Origin of the sequence: Candidimonas nitroreducens, assembly GCF_002209565.1 — a bacterium.
Lineage (GTDB): Bacteria > Pseudomonadota > Gammaproteobacteria > Burkholderiales > Burkholderiaceae_B > Candidimonas > Candidimonas nitroreducens.
The window spans coordinates 198,994-214,542 of sequence record NZ_NJIH01000006.1 but is presented as its reverse complement, the minus strand read 5'-3'; the positions used below and the strand labels follow the sequence as shown (position 1 = coordinate 214,542).

Genomic DNA, 15,549 nt, shown 5'->3' with positions numbered 1-15,549 from the left:
CCCGAGGATGAAAGAGGCTTCTTTCACATTAAAACGGATGCCGCACTGGCGGGCAAACGGGCGCCGGGCTCTGCATGCCCGGAGCGCAGCCGCTTTCGGAAACCTGGTTGAAGTACAGCTTGATCGCGTCCGTGAATGCGGTGCGGCTGTGACTGGCGCGTTCCAGCAGGCCTATGTGGCGCTCGATGTCTGTGGTGGGCAGGGGGATGACCTGCAATTCGCGATCTTCCTGCCAGGCCACGTTCGCCAGCTGGGGCACGATGGATATGCCGAAGCCGTGCCGGACGAGTTCGATAATGGCTTCGACGGAATTCAGCTCCATGCTGTCGCGCACCTGTATGCCCAGGCGCTCCAGCACGTCTTGTATCAAGTTGCCCGTCCAGGTGTTGCGGTCGAAACGCATGAATGGCGCGTCGGCCAGAATATCCATGGCTTGCGACGAGGGCAGCGCGAAGTGCGGCCGGCGCGGCACGATGAGTATCATCGGCTCGCTGTAGAGCGGCGTCCATAGCAGGTTGGCCGACAGGGGAAACGGCGACTGGGTGACGATGGCGGCGTCCAGTTCGCCCTGTTCGACGCGCAGCGTGAAGTCGCTGGACAGGCCCGCAAACAGGCGTACGTCCAGCTTGGCGTGGCGCTGGCGTACAGTCCAGAGCGCATCGGCGAAGGCTCCCATCAGCACCGAAACCAGCGCCCCGATGATGATGGTGCCCGACATGCTGTCCAGGCTGGTCTGTGCCGCCAGCGACTCGAAGTGGCGCACGATGTCTTCGATTTCCGGCACCAGCGCGCGGCCTGAAGAATTGAGGATGACGGCGCGGGCGCTGCGATCGAAAAGCTGGCAGTTCAGGGCGTCTTCCAGGGCACGGATCTGCAGTCCGACCGCCGCCGGGGTCAGCCCGATCTGCTTGCCCGCCGCGGCGAAGGTGCCGTGGCGCGCTACGGCGAGAAAGGTCTTCAGGGTGCGGATGGACGACATGAGCGTGCAACGGTAGGAAGAAGGATGGGCGCCGTGGCCCTGGGCATCTCGGGTATTTGCGTAGTGCAGGGCAATGTAAAAATTTTTCTTGGCATTCGCCCGATCAGCATGAGTTTGACTTTATCATGTGCAGGGGAATAAATGTGCCTTCGTAGTCGTGCGTTACAGGTTCGGCGCGCCCGCCTGACCGCCTGTTCGTGCTGCGTTTCCGCTTCTGGTTTCGACTTCCCTGGCGCCGGCAGTGTCTGCGGCGCCGCCTTCATGGAGCTTGCCGAATCATGAGTGAGCCTGTATTGATCTCAGGCGCGGGCCCGGTGGGCCTGACCATGGCCCTGGCCTTGAAGCAGCTCGGCGTGCCGGTGCGCATCATCGACAAGTCGGCTGCCCGCACCGACAAGTCGAAGGCGTTGGTACTTTGGCCGCGCACCCTTGAAATGCTCGATATACGGGGCTGCGCCCAGCCTTTCATCGATGCCGGCATGAAAGCCGCGGGCGCGCGCCTGTTTGCCCGGCGCAAGCTGCTGGCGCAGGTGCACCTCGACATCGCGCACAGCGTCCATGCCTATGCCTTGATGCTTCCGCAAAGCGACACCGAGCGCTTGCTGGAAGAACTGCTCGACCGGCTAGGCGTAGGCGTACAGCGGCGCGTCGAGCTGACCACGTTCAGTGATGGCGGCGATGCCGTCGCCGCAGTGCTGCGTCATGCCGACGGGCACGAGGAAACCGTCGACACCGGCTACCTCATTGCCTGCGACGGCGCGCACAGCACTGTACGCCACGGCCTGGCCATGGAATTCGAGGGCGACACGCTGCCCTCGGAATGGGTGCTGGCCGATGTGCTGGTCGACGGCGACATCGCCCATGACAAGCTTTCCATCTGCTGGACGCCGGACGGCGTGCTGGTGCTGATACCCATACGCGGCAATCGTTTCCGCGTGATCGCCGACGTGCCGGCCTCTTCGGGGCCGCAGGCGCAGGCTCCAGCTATGGAAGAGATCCAGGCCTTGCTCGATCGCCGGGCTCCGGCCAGCCTGCGTGCCCATGACCAGATATGGCTCAGCCGCTTCCGCATCAACGAGCGCAAGGTCAAGGATTACCGCCGCGGCCGCGTTTTCCTGTGCGGCGATGCCGCCCATGTGCACAGTCCGGCGGGCGGACAGGGCATGAACACCGGCATGCAGGATGCCTTCAACCTGGCCTGGAAGCTGGCCATGGTCTGGCATGGGCATGCCACGCCCGCACTGCTCGACAGTTATTCGCCCGAGCGCAGCGCCATCGGCGACCAGGTGCTGCGCAATGCCGGCGCCATGACGAAGGTCGCGATCTTGCGCAACCCGCTGCTGCAGCAGATCCGCAATTTCTCCATAGAGGCCCTGAGCCGTCTGCCAGCGGTACAGCAGCGCATCGTGGATCAGCTGACCGAAATGGATCTGCACTATCCGCACAGCCCCTTGACCTATGCGATGCCTGGGGCAGCCCGCCACCCCGCGCCAGGCGAGCGCGCGCCCGACCTGCCGCTGGCGTCCGTAACGCAAGGCGCGGCGCGGCTGTACGAACTGCTTGCCACGGGAAAGTTCGTGGTGCTGTCGGTGGGCACCGCGGAACTTGCCCTGCTGGAAGGCTTGGGCGCCCTGGCCATCGCGGCCAGGGCCAGTGTTGCCAACGCCGGCACTGCCGGCTCCGGTACCGGCGCGGCGGCCGGCTACCAGGCCGGGCATATCTACCTGATCCGGCCCGATGCCTACGTGGCGGGCAGCGCGCCCGCGGGCGACGTGTCGGCAATCATTGCCGTGCTGCAGCGGCTACGCAGTGACGCGTAAGCCGTAACGAATACGGGCGGGAATCAGGGCAGGAATCAGGCGCGGGCATGGTGCGTGGGTGTTGCGTGCAGGCCCGGCGCGCAGGCATGGCGCGCAGGCATGGCGCATGGTGCCGTGACCTGGTGGGCAGCAGCCCGAGCCCCTCGCGGCATGGGCAAGAGTGCCGCTGTTCTATGCCGCCTGGGCTTCGCCCGCTTCCAGCTCTTCGGCGTGGCGCTCGATCAGCACGCGGCCGATGCGCCGGCCTTCCATGCTCAAAACCTCGAAGCGGATGTGGCCGTGGGGCTGCGCCTGCGCGTATTGCTCGCCGGTTTCGGGCAGGTGCCCGAAGCGGCTGAGCAGGTATCCGGCCAGGGTGGTGTAGTCGTCCGAATCGTCGACCAGGCCAGTGATATTCAATTCCTGTTCCAGCTGATGCAGGTCGGTGGCGCCGTCCACCTTCCAGCGGCCAGGCCCGTCGGGCAGGATGTCGGGTGCTTCGTCCTCGTCGGGAAAGTCGCCGGCAATGGCCTCGAACACGTCGATGGGCGTGACCAGGCCCTCGATGGCGCCGAACTCGTCGGCGACGATGACCAGCTGGCCGCGGGCGCGTTTCAGGGTGTGGATCAGTTCCAGCATGGGCACCGAGTCGTGCACGATGATGGGCGGGCGCAGGCCTTGAACGCGGATGCGGCCGTGCAGCAGCAGGTCGCTCATCATGTCCTTGGCGCGGCCTATGCCCACTAGCTCGTCCAGCGTGCCGCGGCACACGGGAAAGAAGCCGTGCGGCGCCTGCCGGAGCTCTTTTTCGATGGTGTGGGCGTCGTCGTTCAGGTCGATCCAGCTGATGTCGGTGCGCGGCGTCATGATGGAGCGCACGTTGCGGTCGGCCAGCTTCAGCACGCCGCTGACCATATTGCGCTCTTCCACGCCGAAGGCGACCACACCGTCGGCCGCCGGCTCGCCGTCCTGCGGAGCGTCCTCGGCCGCCGGCCGCTTGCCCAGCATGCGCAATATCCCTTCGGCGGTGCGTTCGCGCAGGGGGCGCCGTCCGCCGATCTTCATCAGGTTGCGGCGCGCCACCTGGTTCAGTGTCTCGATGAGCACGGCAAAGATGATGGCGGCGTACAGATAGCCCTTGGGCACGTGGAAGCCGAAGCCTTCGGCCAGTAGCGCAAAGCCGATCATCAGCAGGAAGCCCAGGCACAGGATGATGGCCGTCGGATGGGCGGTGACCAGGCGCGTCAGCGGCTTGGACGCCAGCAGCATGGCACCCACGGCGATGATCACCGCCGCCATCATGATTTCGATGCGGCTGACCATGCCCACGGCGGTGACGACCGAATCCAGCGAAAACACGGCGTCGAGCACCACGATCTGGGTGACGATGACCCAGAAGCTGGAATGCATGCGCGTGGCGCTTGCCTCGGGCCGTGCCTTGCCCTCGATGCGCTCGTGCATTTCGAGGGTGCCCTTGAAAACCAGGAAGAAGCCGCCGGCGATCAGTATCAGGTCGCGGCCCGCGAAAGTAAGCGGGCCGATATCGAGCAGCGGCTGGGTCAGCGAGAAAATCCACGAGATGGCCGACAGCAGCACCAGCCGCATGACCAGGGCCAGCAGCAGGCCGATGACGCGCGCCCGGTCGCGCTGCGCCGGCGGCAGGCGTTCGGCCAGTATGGCAATGAAAATAAGATTGTCGATGCCGAGGACGATTTCCAGCACGACCAATGTCGCCAGGCCGACCCACGCAGTGGGATCCAGCAGCAGCTCCATCCAGAACTCCGAGTATGAAAATGAAAAGTATATGTTACATGGTGCGGCGGCTGGCGCCGCGCCGGGCAGTCATCCAAGTCCGAGAGCCCGGTGCAGGCCAAGCCATGCGTTCGTGGATTTTCCTGGCGCGGGCTGTGGTGTGGTGTGGCTCGCGCCCCGCAAGCCTCAGGTGGCCTTGATTCAGGGGGCCCCGAGATTTAGGCAGCCCCCGATTTAGGCGGCCCGGGCTCAGGCAGTGCTGCGCGAGGGCGGCAGGGTGTAGCGCCGGTTCTTGTACATCCAGGCCGGCCATAGCACGTGCGCCTGGGCCTCGCGCGCCAGTTCGGGGTCTAGCTGCGCCGGTTCGTAGGTTTCGGGCGCGGTGTAGCGATACTGGCTTGGCGGGCGGTGCGGCTCCAGCACCAGCAGCCTGTCGTCGCGCAGATAGCCGTAGTTGTCGCTGTACTGCATCAGGGCGCGCCCGCCTGCCTCGGCCCGGCACAGGTCGTGCCCGATCATGGGGTGCTCGGCGCGTATGCCCGCCAGCGACAGCAGGGTGGGGGGCAGGTCGATCTGGCTGATGAGCCGCTCGTCGCTGCGCGCGGGCACGTCCGCACCCAGGATCAGGGCCGGGATGTGGAAGTGCCGCAGCGGCACCAGGCTCGCGCCGAAGACCCGCGAATCGTGGTCGGCCACCACCAGGAACACAGTGTCCTTCCAGTAGTCGCTGCGCATGGCCTTGTCGAAGAAACGGCCCAGCGCCCAGTCGGCGTAGCGCACGGTGTTCTCGACGCTGGCCGGCTCGCCCAGCGGCTCGATGCGGCCTTGCGGATATTCCCAAGGCGAATGATTGGTCACCGAGAACGCCAGGGTCAATGTGGGTTGATTCGGCGGATTGCTCAGCAACCGGTCGAGCTGGGCGAACATGTCTTCGTCGCTGGCGCCCCAGGTGCCGACGAAGGCCGGGTTCTCGAACGTGGCGCGGTCGTACAGGTCGTCGAAGCCATTGCCGAAGAAGAAGCTCTTCATATTGTCGAAGTGCGCCTCGCCGCCGTAGATGAAGCGCGAGCGATAGCCCTGGCGCCGCAGCGCCTGCGCCAGCGTGAAGAAATTGCTTTGCGCGTCGGGCAGGCGCAGCGCGGCGTCCGAGACCGTGGGCGGAAAGCCGGCCACCACGGCCTCCAGCCCGCGCACCGAGCGGGTGCCGGTGGCGTAGGCCTGCGTGAAATTCCAGCCCAGGCCGGCGAGCCGGTCGAATTCGGGCGTCAGGCCTGCGCCGCCCAGCACGCCGGTGTATTGGGCGCCCAGGCTTTCTTCCACGATCAGCACCACGTTCAGGGGCCGCTCGCGGCGCACGCTGGGCTCTTGCAGGTGCAGCGAAGGGATATTCTGTGCCGTACCCGTACCCGTACCCGTACCCGTACCCGTAGGCATAGCCGCACTCGTGCCTGTCCCTGCGCCGGTAGCTGTAGCTGTGCCCGTGCCTTCGCCTATAGACATAGCTGCACCTGCACCTGTGCCTGTCCCTGTGCCCGTAGCTGTAGCTATAGCCGCACCCGCGTACGCGCCCGCAAGCAGGCCGGCGCAGCGGTTGACGATGTCGTGCATTTCCCCGGCCGGCATGCCGCCGTACACGTCGGCGGCCGAGCGCTCGTTCTTCATGCTGTAGACCGCGTAGGCCACGTTGTACAGCGAGTTCAGCGGCAGCGTATTGAGCATGCTGTCGCCGCAGTAGGCGACCGTAGCCGGGTTGATGGGGCGGTGCCCCAGCGTGCCGCGGATCGCCAGGAAGGTGATGGCGGCCGCGGCCAGGCTGTACAGCGGCCGCAGCCACCACGTCATGGGCGCGTCGGCCGGCGTCCGGCCGAACAGCCCGTGGCCGGCCCATACGAACAGCGCCAGTACGATGACCCCACCGATGATCACGGCCTTGTAGCCCTTCCAGAGCATGCCGAACACTTCCTGCGGATGCTTCAGGTATTCCACGTACAGGCGGTTGGGGCGCGTGTCGTATTCATAGATGAACTGTGGGGTCGATACTTCCAGCAGCACCAGCAGGAACCAGGCGATCTGCAGCCACCAGCCGGTGATTTCCACTGCCCACGGAAAGTGCCCCAGCCAAGGGGCGAGCAGTGCGGGGATGCCGGCAAACACGGCGATCTGGTTGGCGTCGATGCGCACGCCACCCTTGAGTATGGGCAGCAGGCCGCCGGCCTGGCGTACGCGCGGCCACTGCCATGCCGCCAGCAGGCAGCGGCTCAGTGTCAGCAGGCAGAAGGCCGCAACGATGAAAATCCAGATCTGTGTGCGCATATCGTTGGTACAAGAGTGGCAGTGTGGCGTCGCGCCTAGGCGCAGGCTTGTGAAATTGTCGTAAGTTTAAATGCTATTGCCTGAGGGGCTGGTTGGTATCGCGACGATGTTGGCAGTAGCCTGGCGCTCCGAACGGATGTTTTCCAGTTTAGTGATTGTGTTGTGGGAATTTTTGGGGGCGGGGCCAGCTCTTTGTAGGCAGCGGCAGGATCATGCATTGGAAAACGCCGCAGCGGCTGGGAAGGGGGGCCTTCATCGTACTGTCGTACATTCGTTGGCGACGATTTCCGAGAGCGAGTGCAAAGCCGCAGGAATGGATGTTCCTCGCCGAGTAATGCAGAAAAAATCCAATCGAGGGGAGGTTTTTCCCACACTCATGATTCGCACGTTTTTGTATCGTTTACATGCCAGTTGCGCGAACGACGGAATTAGAGCCCACCCTCGGCCGGCGTCTACCATGGATATTAATGTGGCCAAGTGCTGGAAGTCATGGCGCACAACCTTGGGGTAATCGATCTCCTGGAGAAAAGCCTGAACAAACCGTTCGAAATGGCTACCGCGGCGCAACGTAAGCAATGGAAGCTGGCAGGCCAAATTCCTGTTTCTTTCATAGCTGGCTTCGGCGCTGCTATTGAGCTGAACACAGCTTGCGGGTGCGATTAATATCAGTCCTGCTGAAAATACCAGGGCCTGCGTCAGTACCGATTTCTGCTCGAAGAAAAGCCCATAGGCCACATCGAGTTGTTCGGACTCGACCATTCTCTGCAACTGCTCCCTGTCTGCATCTATGACGTCCAGCTCGACGTTCGGGCAGGCTTGCTTGAATCTATCGCTGATGGCTGGAAGTATCGTGGCCGCCACCAGCGGTGTCAGTCCTATGCACAGGCACTGCCGGCCTTTTTCAGAGGTCACACGTTGTATCCCGTCATTAAGGCGTTGCAAGGCTTCCGCTGCGTAGGGTAGAAACGCATTACCGGCAGTGGTGATTTCCACCTTGCGCGTAGTTCGCAGAAAAAGCTGACTGTCGAGCTGCGACTCCAGTTCCCGGATCATGGCACTGAGTCCGGCCTGTGTGACGTGCATATGTTTGGCGGCAAGTGTGAAGTTTCCACATTCGGAAAGAGTTACGAATGCGCGCAATTGCCGCATAGTCAAGTTCATTTGGGATGTCTCCTCATTGAGTTTATGGGCAGGGCGTGCCGTGCGGTTTACACCCGTCCCTAGTATTTAGAAACAAGCCTTATGAATATCAATAAGAAATTGTCGTTTCTATTGCTTCGCTAGGGTGATCTACCATTATCTTATCGTCAAAAATATAAAGGAGATGATATGAATCCCAGACGGCGCGGACTGATTTTGACGGCTGCATTATCGGCGCTTCCAGCAATGTCCTGGGCATCGGAGGCAGTGCCTTCGGATGTTCGGCTTATCATTCCATGGCCTGCCGGCTCTGGGGGCGATATCGCGGGCCGCTTGATTGCGGCGATGCTCAGCCGCCGATTACACACGAATATATACGTGGAGAATCGCGCCGGTGCCAGTGGAACCATTGGAAGCTCATTGGGTAGCAGGGAAGCTCCGGACGGCGCGACCTTGATACTTGGTAATTCGGCCAGCCATGGCTCGGCGCCGTTCTATATACCCAGGCTCTCCTATGATCCTATTACGAGTTTTGCGCCCATATCGATGCTCTACCGCAATTCTCTAGTGCTTGCGGTGAATGAGAAATTTCCTGCTACCTCTTTGGCAGAGCTAGTCGCTTATGCGAGGGCAAACCCTGGGAAGCTTAGCTATGGAACTCCTGGGGTCGGCACGCCGCATCAACTTGTGTGTGAACTGTTACAGCGCGAGGCAGGTATTCGTATGACGCATGTTCCATACAAAGGAAGTGCAAAGGTGCTCACTGATCTGGCTGGTGGGCATATCCAGATTGCCGTGTCAGCGCAGGCGGCAGCGCTCGAGTTATATCGATCCAAAATCATACGCATATTGGCAGTTGCAGATAAAACCAGAACCAAGCAGCTTCCCGATGTGCCAGCAATTGCCGAAACCTATCCTGGGTTTGATGTCGCCGGTTGGGGCGCACTGTTCGCACCGAAAAACCTGCCTAATAAGTTGGTCGAGCGTTACAACGCTGCGGTCGTTGCGGCGTTGAGCGACCCAGATTTGCGCAATAAGCTGGAAGCAGCGGGATTCCTGCCAGTGTCGTCGACACCCGCTGAATTACTAGCGATCGTTAAGCAGGAACATCAGCGCTGGGCGAGTATCGTGAAGCACGATATGACAGTGACAAATACCTATTAAAAACTGCGAGAGTACGGTCGGAATATCAATCCCTAAAATCATGAATTGGATGGAGCAAGATGGAATTGTCGGAAGCCAAACAGTGGGCGCGTGCGTATTACAGGGGAATCGATAACCTCCTGCTGCCTTCCCATACCCCCGATTTCGCCGGCCTGGATGAGGCGGGCATCAGGCACGATGTTCGGCAGTCCATTCAGCATGGGTTCATGTCGACCAGTGGCGTTGCACCATTGTGCTCTTTCGCTGAGTATGTCCGTATGCTCGAGATCGCTTGCGAGGAAGCGCGCGGTCGAATTTTTGTGGGTGCGTATATCGGGGAAAAGGATCAGGATGCGAATCGAAAATTGCTTGCGCATGCTGCACGTGCCGGTTGCAGTCATGCCGTGCTTGTGCCGCGCTATTTGACCCCTGCGTCGTCGGATGAGCTGTATCAATGGTACGCTGAGTTGATCGAGTCCACGTCATTGCCGATTGTGCTCTATGCGCAGAATAACCCGCGCTTGAAGCATCTGCACCCCAGCGGAATAGCTCTCGATGTTTTTGATAGGTTGGCCGAACTGCCATCGGTGATTGCCGTGAAGTTGACACAAGCTATAAATCTTGTGCGGGCTGTGGAGTGTGCTAGGCGCCTTGGGGAAAGAATATTGGTTGGGCCGGTACATTTGGACATGATGCCTTTATTGTCCCAGGTATGTCATGTGCAATGGAGCGGGCAGTGGAATGCGGAATGCGCGCAATCTCCACAACATCCTTACGTTGTCGAGTATATCGATGCAATTTCACGCAAGGATCTAGACTTCGCTGAGAAAATTTATTGGATGTTGGAGCCCGCTTATCGCGCATTTTTTCAACTACAGACGCCTCTTTTGCTGAAAGGCGGTCATCCCTGGCAGCATATCAAGTACAACCAGTGGTGCGTCGGTGGTAACGGTGGCCTGATAAGAGATATAGGAAAGCCGCGTGACCAAGTACCGGTGCTTACTCGAGAGGCTAGGCTGTCCATTCGGTCGGCCTATCAAAGCGTGAATATCCAGCCCGAAAGAGACGAGGAAGAAGAGTTTGTCGTAGGCAAGACAGCGTATGCGCGGGGAGTCCGGAGATCCGGCATGGCGGCACTCCCTTTATACGAATGACATAGGGTGGCAGGCGTGGGCGAGCTTCGCAGTGCCAAAGAGCGGAGTTCGCCGCTGGCTTAAACAGCGTGCCCGCCCATGCGTTAGCTGGTGTGGAGATTGGAGCAGGTCGAAGGCTTTAAGCGTGAGTGAAGACGGTATTTGATGCTTGGGCTTGAAGCCGAGCGGGCTTATTTCCAGGTGGCCGGTGTAATTATGCTCAAATTGGGTATAATTTCCGAACCGGCCGACGGGGCCGCCCCACACAGGAATTTGCGCATCATGTATCGAACAGGATGTATGGCCACGCTGACGGGGGCATTGGCCCTGGCTGCCGTTGCCGCGGCGCCGCTGGCCCAGGCCCAGGGCACGATCCGCATCGGCGAACTCAACAGCTACAAGACCGTGCCGGCGTTTCTCGGGCCCTACAAGAAAGGCATGGAACTTGCCATCGAGCAGATCAATGCGGCTGGGGGCGTCAACGGCAAGCGGCTCGAGCTCGTCACGCGCGACGACAATGCCAACCCGGGCGACGCGGTGCGCGCCGCGCAAGAGCTGCTGCAGCGCGACAAGGTCGACGTGTTGTGCGGCACCTTCTTGTCGAACATCGGGCTGGCGGTGGCCGATTTCGCCGGGCACAACAAAACCTTCTTCCTCGCCAGCGAGCCGCTCACCGACAAGATCGTCTGGGCCGACGGCAACCCCTATACCTACCGCCTGCGCAGCTCCACCTATATGCAGGTGGCGATGCTGATCCCGGCCGCGGTCAAGATGCACAAGCAGCGCTGGGCGCTGGTGTACCCGAACTATGAATACGGGCAGTCGGCGGCAGCCACCTTCAAGCGTCTGCTCAAGCAGGCTCAGCCCGATGTGCAGTTCGTGGCCGAGCAGGCCGCGCCGCTGGGCAAGATCGAGGCCGGCAACGTGGTGCAGGCGCTGGCCGATGCCAAGCCGCAGGCGCTGTTCAATGCGCTGTTCGCCGGCGATCTGGCGAAGTTCGTGCGCGCCGGCACGCAGCGCAATTTCTTCCAGGGCCTGGACGCGGTCAGCATGCTGACCGGCGAGCCCGAATACCTCGACCCCTTGGGTGCCGAGACGCCTACGGGCTGGGTAGTCACGGGCTACCCGTGGTATGCCATCCACACCCCCGAGCACGACAAGTTCCTGCAGGCCTATCAGGCGCGCTACAAGGACTATCCGCGCCTGGGCTCGGTGGTGGGCTACAACACCATCCAGTCGTTGGCGGCCGGCATACGCAAGGCCGGCTCGACCCAGACCGATGCGCTGGTGCAAGCCTTCAAGAACCTGCCGGTGGACACGCCTTTCGGCCGCATCGTATACCGCGGCATCGATCACCAGTCGACCATGGGCGAGTACGTGGGCCGGCTGGCCGTCAAGGACGGCAAGGGCATCATGACCGACATCGAATATGTCGACGGGGCCAAACTGCAGCCCAGCGACGAGCAAGTCCGGAAGTGGCGTCCGGCCAGCGCCGGTTGAGCGCGGCCGCGCCATGCCGCCGCGGAGCGGGCGCCTGACCCCATGTCCCTGACAGGCCTCCTGGTTCAGTTCCTGAACGGCCTGGCCCAGGCGTCTTCGCTGTTCCTGGTGGCGGCCGGCCTGTCGCTGATCTTCGGCGTCACGCGCATCGTCAATTTCGCGCACGGCTCGCTGTACATGCTGGGCATCTATATCGCCTACAGCTTGTTGCAGCATTGGGGCCACGGGCCGGCCGGATTCTGGCTATGCCTGCTGCTGGCTTCCGCGGCCGTGGCGCTGCTGGGGGCCGCCATTGAAATGCTGGTTCTGCGGCGCATCTACGCGGCGCCCGAGATGTTCCAGCTGCTGGCCACCTTCGCCCTGGTGCTCATCATCAACGATGCCGCCCTGTGGCTGTGGGGGCCGGACGATCTGCTCGGGCCGCTGGCGCCCGGGCTGAACGGCGCCCTGAAGATTCACGACCGCTACCTACCGGTCTATGACCTGGCGCTGATCTTCATCGGGCCGGCGGTATTGCTGTGCCTGTGGCTGCTGCTGACCCGCACGCGCTGGGGCGGGCTGCTGCGCGCCGCCACCCAGGATCGCGAGATGCTGGGAGCGCTGGGCGTGAACCAGGCCTGGCTGTTCACGGGCGTGTTCGCGCTGGGCTCGTTCCTGGCGGCTTTCGGCGGGGCGCTGCAGATACCACGCCAGCCGGCCAGCCTGGGGCTGGATCTGAGCGTGATCGGCGATGCCTTCGTGGTGGTGGTGGTGGGCGGCATGGGCTCCATTCCGGGTGCCTACCTGGCCGCATTGGTGATCGCCCTGGCCAAGTCGCTGTGCATCGCGCTGGGCACCGTGACGCTGGGCGGCGTGGCGATCGCCTTCCCCAAGCTGACGCTGGTGATGGAGTTCATCGTGATGGCCGTGGTGCTGGTCTGGCGCCCCTGGGGCCTGCTGGGCCGGCCGCTGGCGGCGGCGCGCGTGACCGGGCTGCCCGAGCCGCCCTTGCGTGCGCCGGGCTGGGGCCTGCTCTGGTCGATGCCGCTGCTGGCCGTGCTGCTGGCAGCCTTGCCCTTATTGGCAGGCAGCATGCCGTATGCACCGGTGCTGGCGCTGGACGTGCTGGTGTCCATACTGTTTGCGGCCAGCCTGCACTTCATGATGGGGCCAGGCGGCATGCCCTCGTTCGGCCATGCGGCGTACTTCGGCCTGGGGGCATACGGCGCGGCGCTGCTGCTCAAAGCCGCCGGCTGGCCCATGGCCGCGACACTGGTCGCCGCTCCGCTGGTGGCAGGCCTGGGCGCGCTGGTGTTCGGCTGGTTCTGCGTGCGCCTGTCGGGCGTCTATCTGGCCATGCTGACGCTGGCCTTCGCGCAGATCGTCTGGTCGGTGGCGTATCAATGGGACGGCGTTACCGGCGGCTCCAACGGCCTGCTGGGCATCTGGCCTGCCGCCTGGCTGCTGCGCGACGGCTATTACTATCTGGTGCTGGCGCTGGTGGCGCTGGCCCTGCTGGTGCTGTGGCGCATTGTCTACTCGCCCTTCGGCCAGGGCCTGCGGGCCGTGCGCGACAACCCCCTGCGCGCCGAGGCACTGGGGGTGAACGCGCGCCTGGTGCAGTGGCAGGCCTTTGTCATCGCCGGTGCCTTCGCGGGCCTGGCGGGGGCGCTGTTCGCCTATTCCAAGGGCAGTGTTTCGCCCGAGATCATCGCCGTGGGCAAGTCGGTGGACGGCCTGGTGATGGTGCTGCTAGGCGGCATACAAGCGCTGGCGGGCCCCATTGCCGGCGCGACGGCATACAAGGTGCTGCAGGACTACCTGGCCGGCGCCACGCAGTACTGGCACGCCTGGCTCGGCGCCGCCATCCTGCTGCTGGTAATGGCCTTCCCGCGCGGCCTCGCGGGCATTTTCGGCGGTTCGGCGCGCAGCGCGTCCACCGAGGGGGCACAATGAATCGGCCGGTTTCTATCCCGGGTGCGCCGGTTTCCCCTGGCGGCGGGCCTGCTCCGAATCTTGGTGCGCCGGCCTCCGGCCTAAGCGATCCGGGCTTCAGCCAAAGCGACCCGGGCATCGGATTAAGCGAGCTTGCGCCAGGCCAAAACATGCCGGCCTCCAGCCATGACACGGTGCAGAGCGGGACGCCTGAGCCTGCCTCGGCCTGCGCAAGCGTGCTCAGCGTGCGCGGCCTGCGCAAGGCCTTTGGCGGCAACGTCGCGGTGGACGGCGTCGACTTCGATGTGTACGCCGGCGAAATGCTGGCGTTGATCGGGCCCAACGGCGCGGGCAAATCCACCACCTTCAATATGGTGGGCGGCCAGCTGCGGGCCAGCGGCGGATCCGTGCGTTTCCGCGGCAGTGAATTGCTGGATTTGTCGGCGCGCCGCATCGCACGGCTGGGCGTCGGCCGCACCTTCCAGATCGCGGCCGTGTTCGGCTCGATGACCGTGTGCCAGAACGTGCAGATGGCACTGCTGGCGGCACGGCGCCACGTCTACAGCTTCTGGCGCCAGGCCGGCGCACAGCAGCACGCGCAGGCGCTGCAACTGCTGCGGCAGGTCGGCATGCGCGAACAGGCGCAGCGGCCATGCAGCGAGCTGGCCTACGGCGACGTCAAGCGCGTCGAGCTGGCCATGGCGCTGGCGGGCGACCCGACGCTGTTGCTGATGGACGAGCCCGCGGCCGGCATGGCGCCGCAGGAACGCAAGGCACTGTTCGAGCTGATCCGCGGGCTGGCGCGGGCGCGCGGCATGGCGGTGCTATTTACCGAGCACAGTATGGATGTCGTGTTCGACTACGCCGACCGCATCATCGTGCTGGCGCGCGGGCGCCTCATCGCGCAAGGCAGCGTAGGCGAAGTACGCGCCCACCCCGAAGTGCGACGCGTGTATTTTGGTTCCGGTGCGAGTTTCGAGGCCTCCGCCATCGCGTCGGGTATAGGGGGGAGCTTGAGCACTGCCCAGCCGCCCCATGGCGCTCAAACCGTAGCCCGCCAGGGCGAAGGTATTCCTGTCGGCGCCGCCCGGCCGCCCGAAGGCGCCGCGGGGCCCGCCGCGCTGCTGGACGTCCGGCATCTGAACGCCTGGTACGGCGCCGCGCAGATACTCTTCGACGTGGCGCTGCAGGTGGGGCGGGGCGAAATCGTGGCCCTGATGGGCCGCAACGGCGCCGGCAAATCCAGCACCCTGAAGGCCGTCATGGGCCTGATGCCCAGGGTCTCGGGCGAGGTGAGTTTCATGGGGCAGCCCCTGGCCGATCGTCGCTCGTTTCGCATCGCCCGCCGCGGCCTGGGCTACGTGCCCGAAGACCGCCGCGTCTTCACTGAGCTGACGGTGGAGCAGAACCTGGAAACCGGCAGACAGGCGCCGCGTGCCTGGCCCGCCGGCGGCGCCGCGCCCGCCTGGAGCCTCGATGCGCTGTATGAGCTGTTTCCCGTGCTGGCGGGTTTGCGGCGGCGCCAGGCCGGTACGCTCAGCGGCGGCGAACAGCAGATGCTGACCATCGCGCGCACCCTGATGGGCAACCCTTATCTGGTGCTGCTGGACGAGCCTTCCGAAGGCGTGGCGCCCGTAATCGTCGAACAGATCGCCGCCATGCTGCTGGAACTCAAGCGACACGGAGTGGGAGTGTTGCTGTCCGAGCAGAACCTGCATTTCGCGCAGCGGGTCGCAGACCGCGCCTATGTGCTGGAGAAGGGCGTGCTGCGCCACGAGGGCGGCATGGCAGAGCTGGCGCGCAACGGGGCAGTGCTGCGCGCTTATCTGGGAATTTAGCCGGGATGCTGCCGTGTAGGCGTCGGCGCTGCCGCAAG

The 15,549-nt window shown here is 63.5% G+C and carries 10 protein-coding genes; 6 read left to right on the top strand and 4 right to left on the bottom strand.

Annotated features, from left to right (window positions below; genetic code table 11):
• Nucleotides 1-28: 28 nt before the first annotated feature.
• Nucleotides 29-979, bottom strand: a complete 951-nt coding sequence (locus CEY11_RS11175) for a LysR substrate-binding domain-containing protein (protein WP_088603472.1) — start codon at nucleotides 977-979, stop codon at nucleotides 29-31.
• Nucleotides 980-1,257: 278 nt separating this feature from the next.
• Here CEY11_RS11175 and CEY11_RS11170 point away from each other — a divergent pair, with 278 nt between their 5' ends.
• Nucleotides 1,258-2,799, top strand: a complete 1,542-nt coding sequence (locus CEY11_RS11170; RefSeq protein ID WP_088603471.1) for an FAD-dependent monooxygenase — start codon at nucleotides 1,258-1,260, stop codon at nucleotides 2,797-2,799.
• 171 nt (nucleotides 2,800-2,970) lie between these two features.
• Here the strand turns inward: CEY11_RS11170 and CEY11_RS11165 are convergent, their stop codons facing one another.
• The 3 genes from CEY11_RS11165 to CEY11_RS11155 all read right to left on the bottom strand — a co-directional run bounded on the left by CEY11_RS11165 (nucleotide 2,971) and on the right by CEY11_RS11155 (nucleotide 8,004).
• Nucleotides 2,971-4,551, bottom strand: a complete 1,581-nt coding sequence (locus CEY11_RS11165) for a TerC family protein (RefSeq protein WP_088603470.1) — start codon at nucleotides 4,549-4,551, stop codon at nucleotides 2,971-2,973.
• 228 nt (nucleotides 4,552-4,779) lie between these two features.
• A complete protein-coding gene (locus CEY11_RS11160; RefSeq protein ID WP_233154836.1) occupies nucleotides 4,780-6,843 on the bottom strand; it encodes an LTA synthase family protein in 2,064 nt (687 codons plus the stop codon).
• A 252-nt stretch (nucleotides 6,844-7,095) separates the two neighbouring features.
• Nucleotides 7,096-8,004, bottom strand: coding sequence for a LysR family transcriptional regulator (locus CEY11_RS11155; RefSeq protein ID WP_088603469.1), 909 nt, complete (start codon nucleotides 8,002-8,004; stop codon nucleotides 7,096-7,098).
• Nucleotides 8,005-8,172: 168 nt separating this feature from the next.
• Here CEY11_RS11155 and CEY11_RS11150 point away from each other — a divergent pair, with 168 nt between their 5' ends.
• From CEY11_RS11150 to CEY11_RS11130, 5 genes are all read left to right on the top strand, one after another.
• Nucleotides 8,173-9,147 (top strand): Bug family tripartite tricarboxylate transporter substrate binding protein, encoded by a 975-nt coding sequence (locus CEY11_RS11150; RefSeq protein WP_088603468.1) that lies wholly within the window; start codon nucleotides 8,173-8,175, stop codon nucleotides 9,145-9,147.
• 59 nt (nucleotides 9,148-9,206) lie between these two features.
• Nucleotides 9,207-10,280, top strand: a complete 1,074-nt coding sequence (locus CEY11_RS11145; RefSeq protein WP_088603467.1) for a dihydrodipicolinate synthase family protein — start codon at nucleotides 9,207-9,209, stop codon at nucleotides 10,278-10,280.
• Nucleotides 10,281-10,559: 279 nt separating this feature from the next.
• Nucleotides 10,560-11,759 carry an ABC transporter substrate-binding protein gene (locus tag CEY11_RS11140; protein WP_088603466.1) on the top strand — a complete coding sequence of 400 codons (1,200 nt, stop codon included), beginning with the start codon at nucleotides 10,560-10,562 and terminating at the stop codon, nucleotides 11,757-11,759.
• Between the two features lie 42 nt (nucleotides 11,760-11,801).
• Nucleotides 11,802-13,694, top strand: a complete 1,893-nt coding sequence (locus tag CEY11_RS11135; protein ID WP_088603465.1) for an ABC transporter permease — start codon at nucleotides 11,802-11,804, stop codon at nucleotides 13,692-13,694.
• 149 nt (nucleotides 13,695-13,843) lie between these two features.
• The gene (locus CEY11_RS11130; protein ID WP_088603464.1) at nucleotides 13,844-15,511 is read left to right on the top strand and encodes an ATP-binding cassette domain-containing protein; all 1,668 of its coding nucleotides are present in this window, start codon (nucleotides 13,844-13,846) and stop codon (nucleotides 15,509-15,511) included.
• Nucleotides 15,512-15,549: the final 38 nt, after the last annotated feature.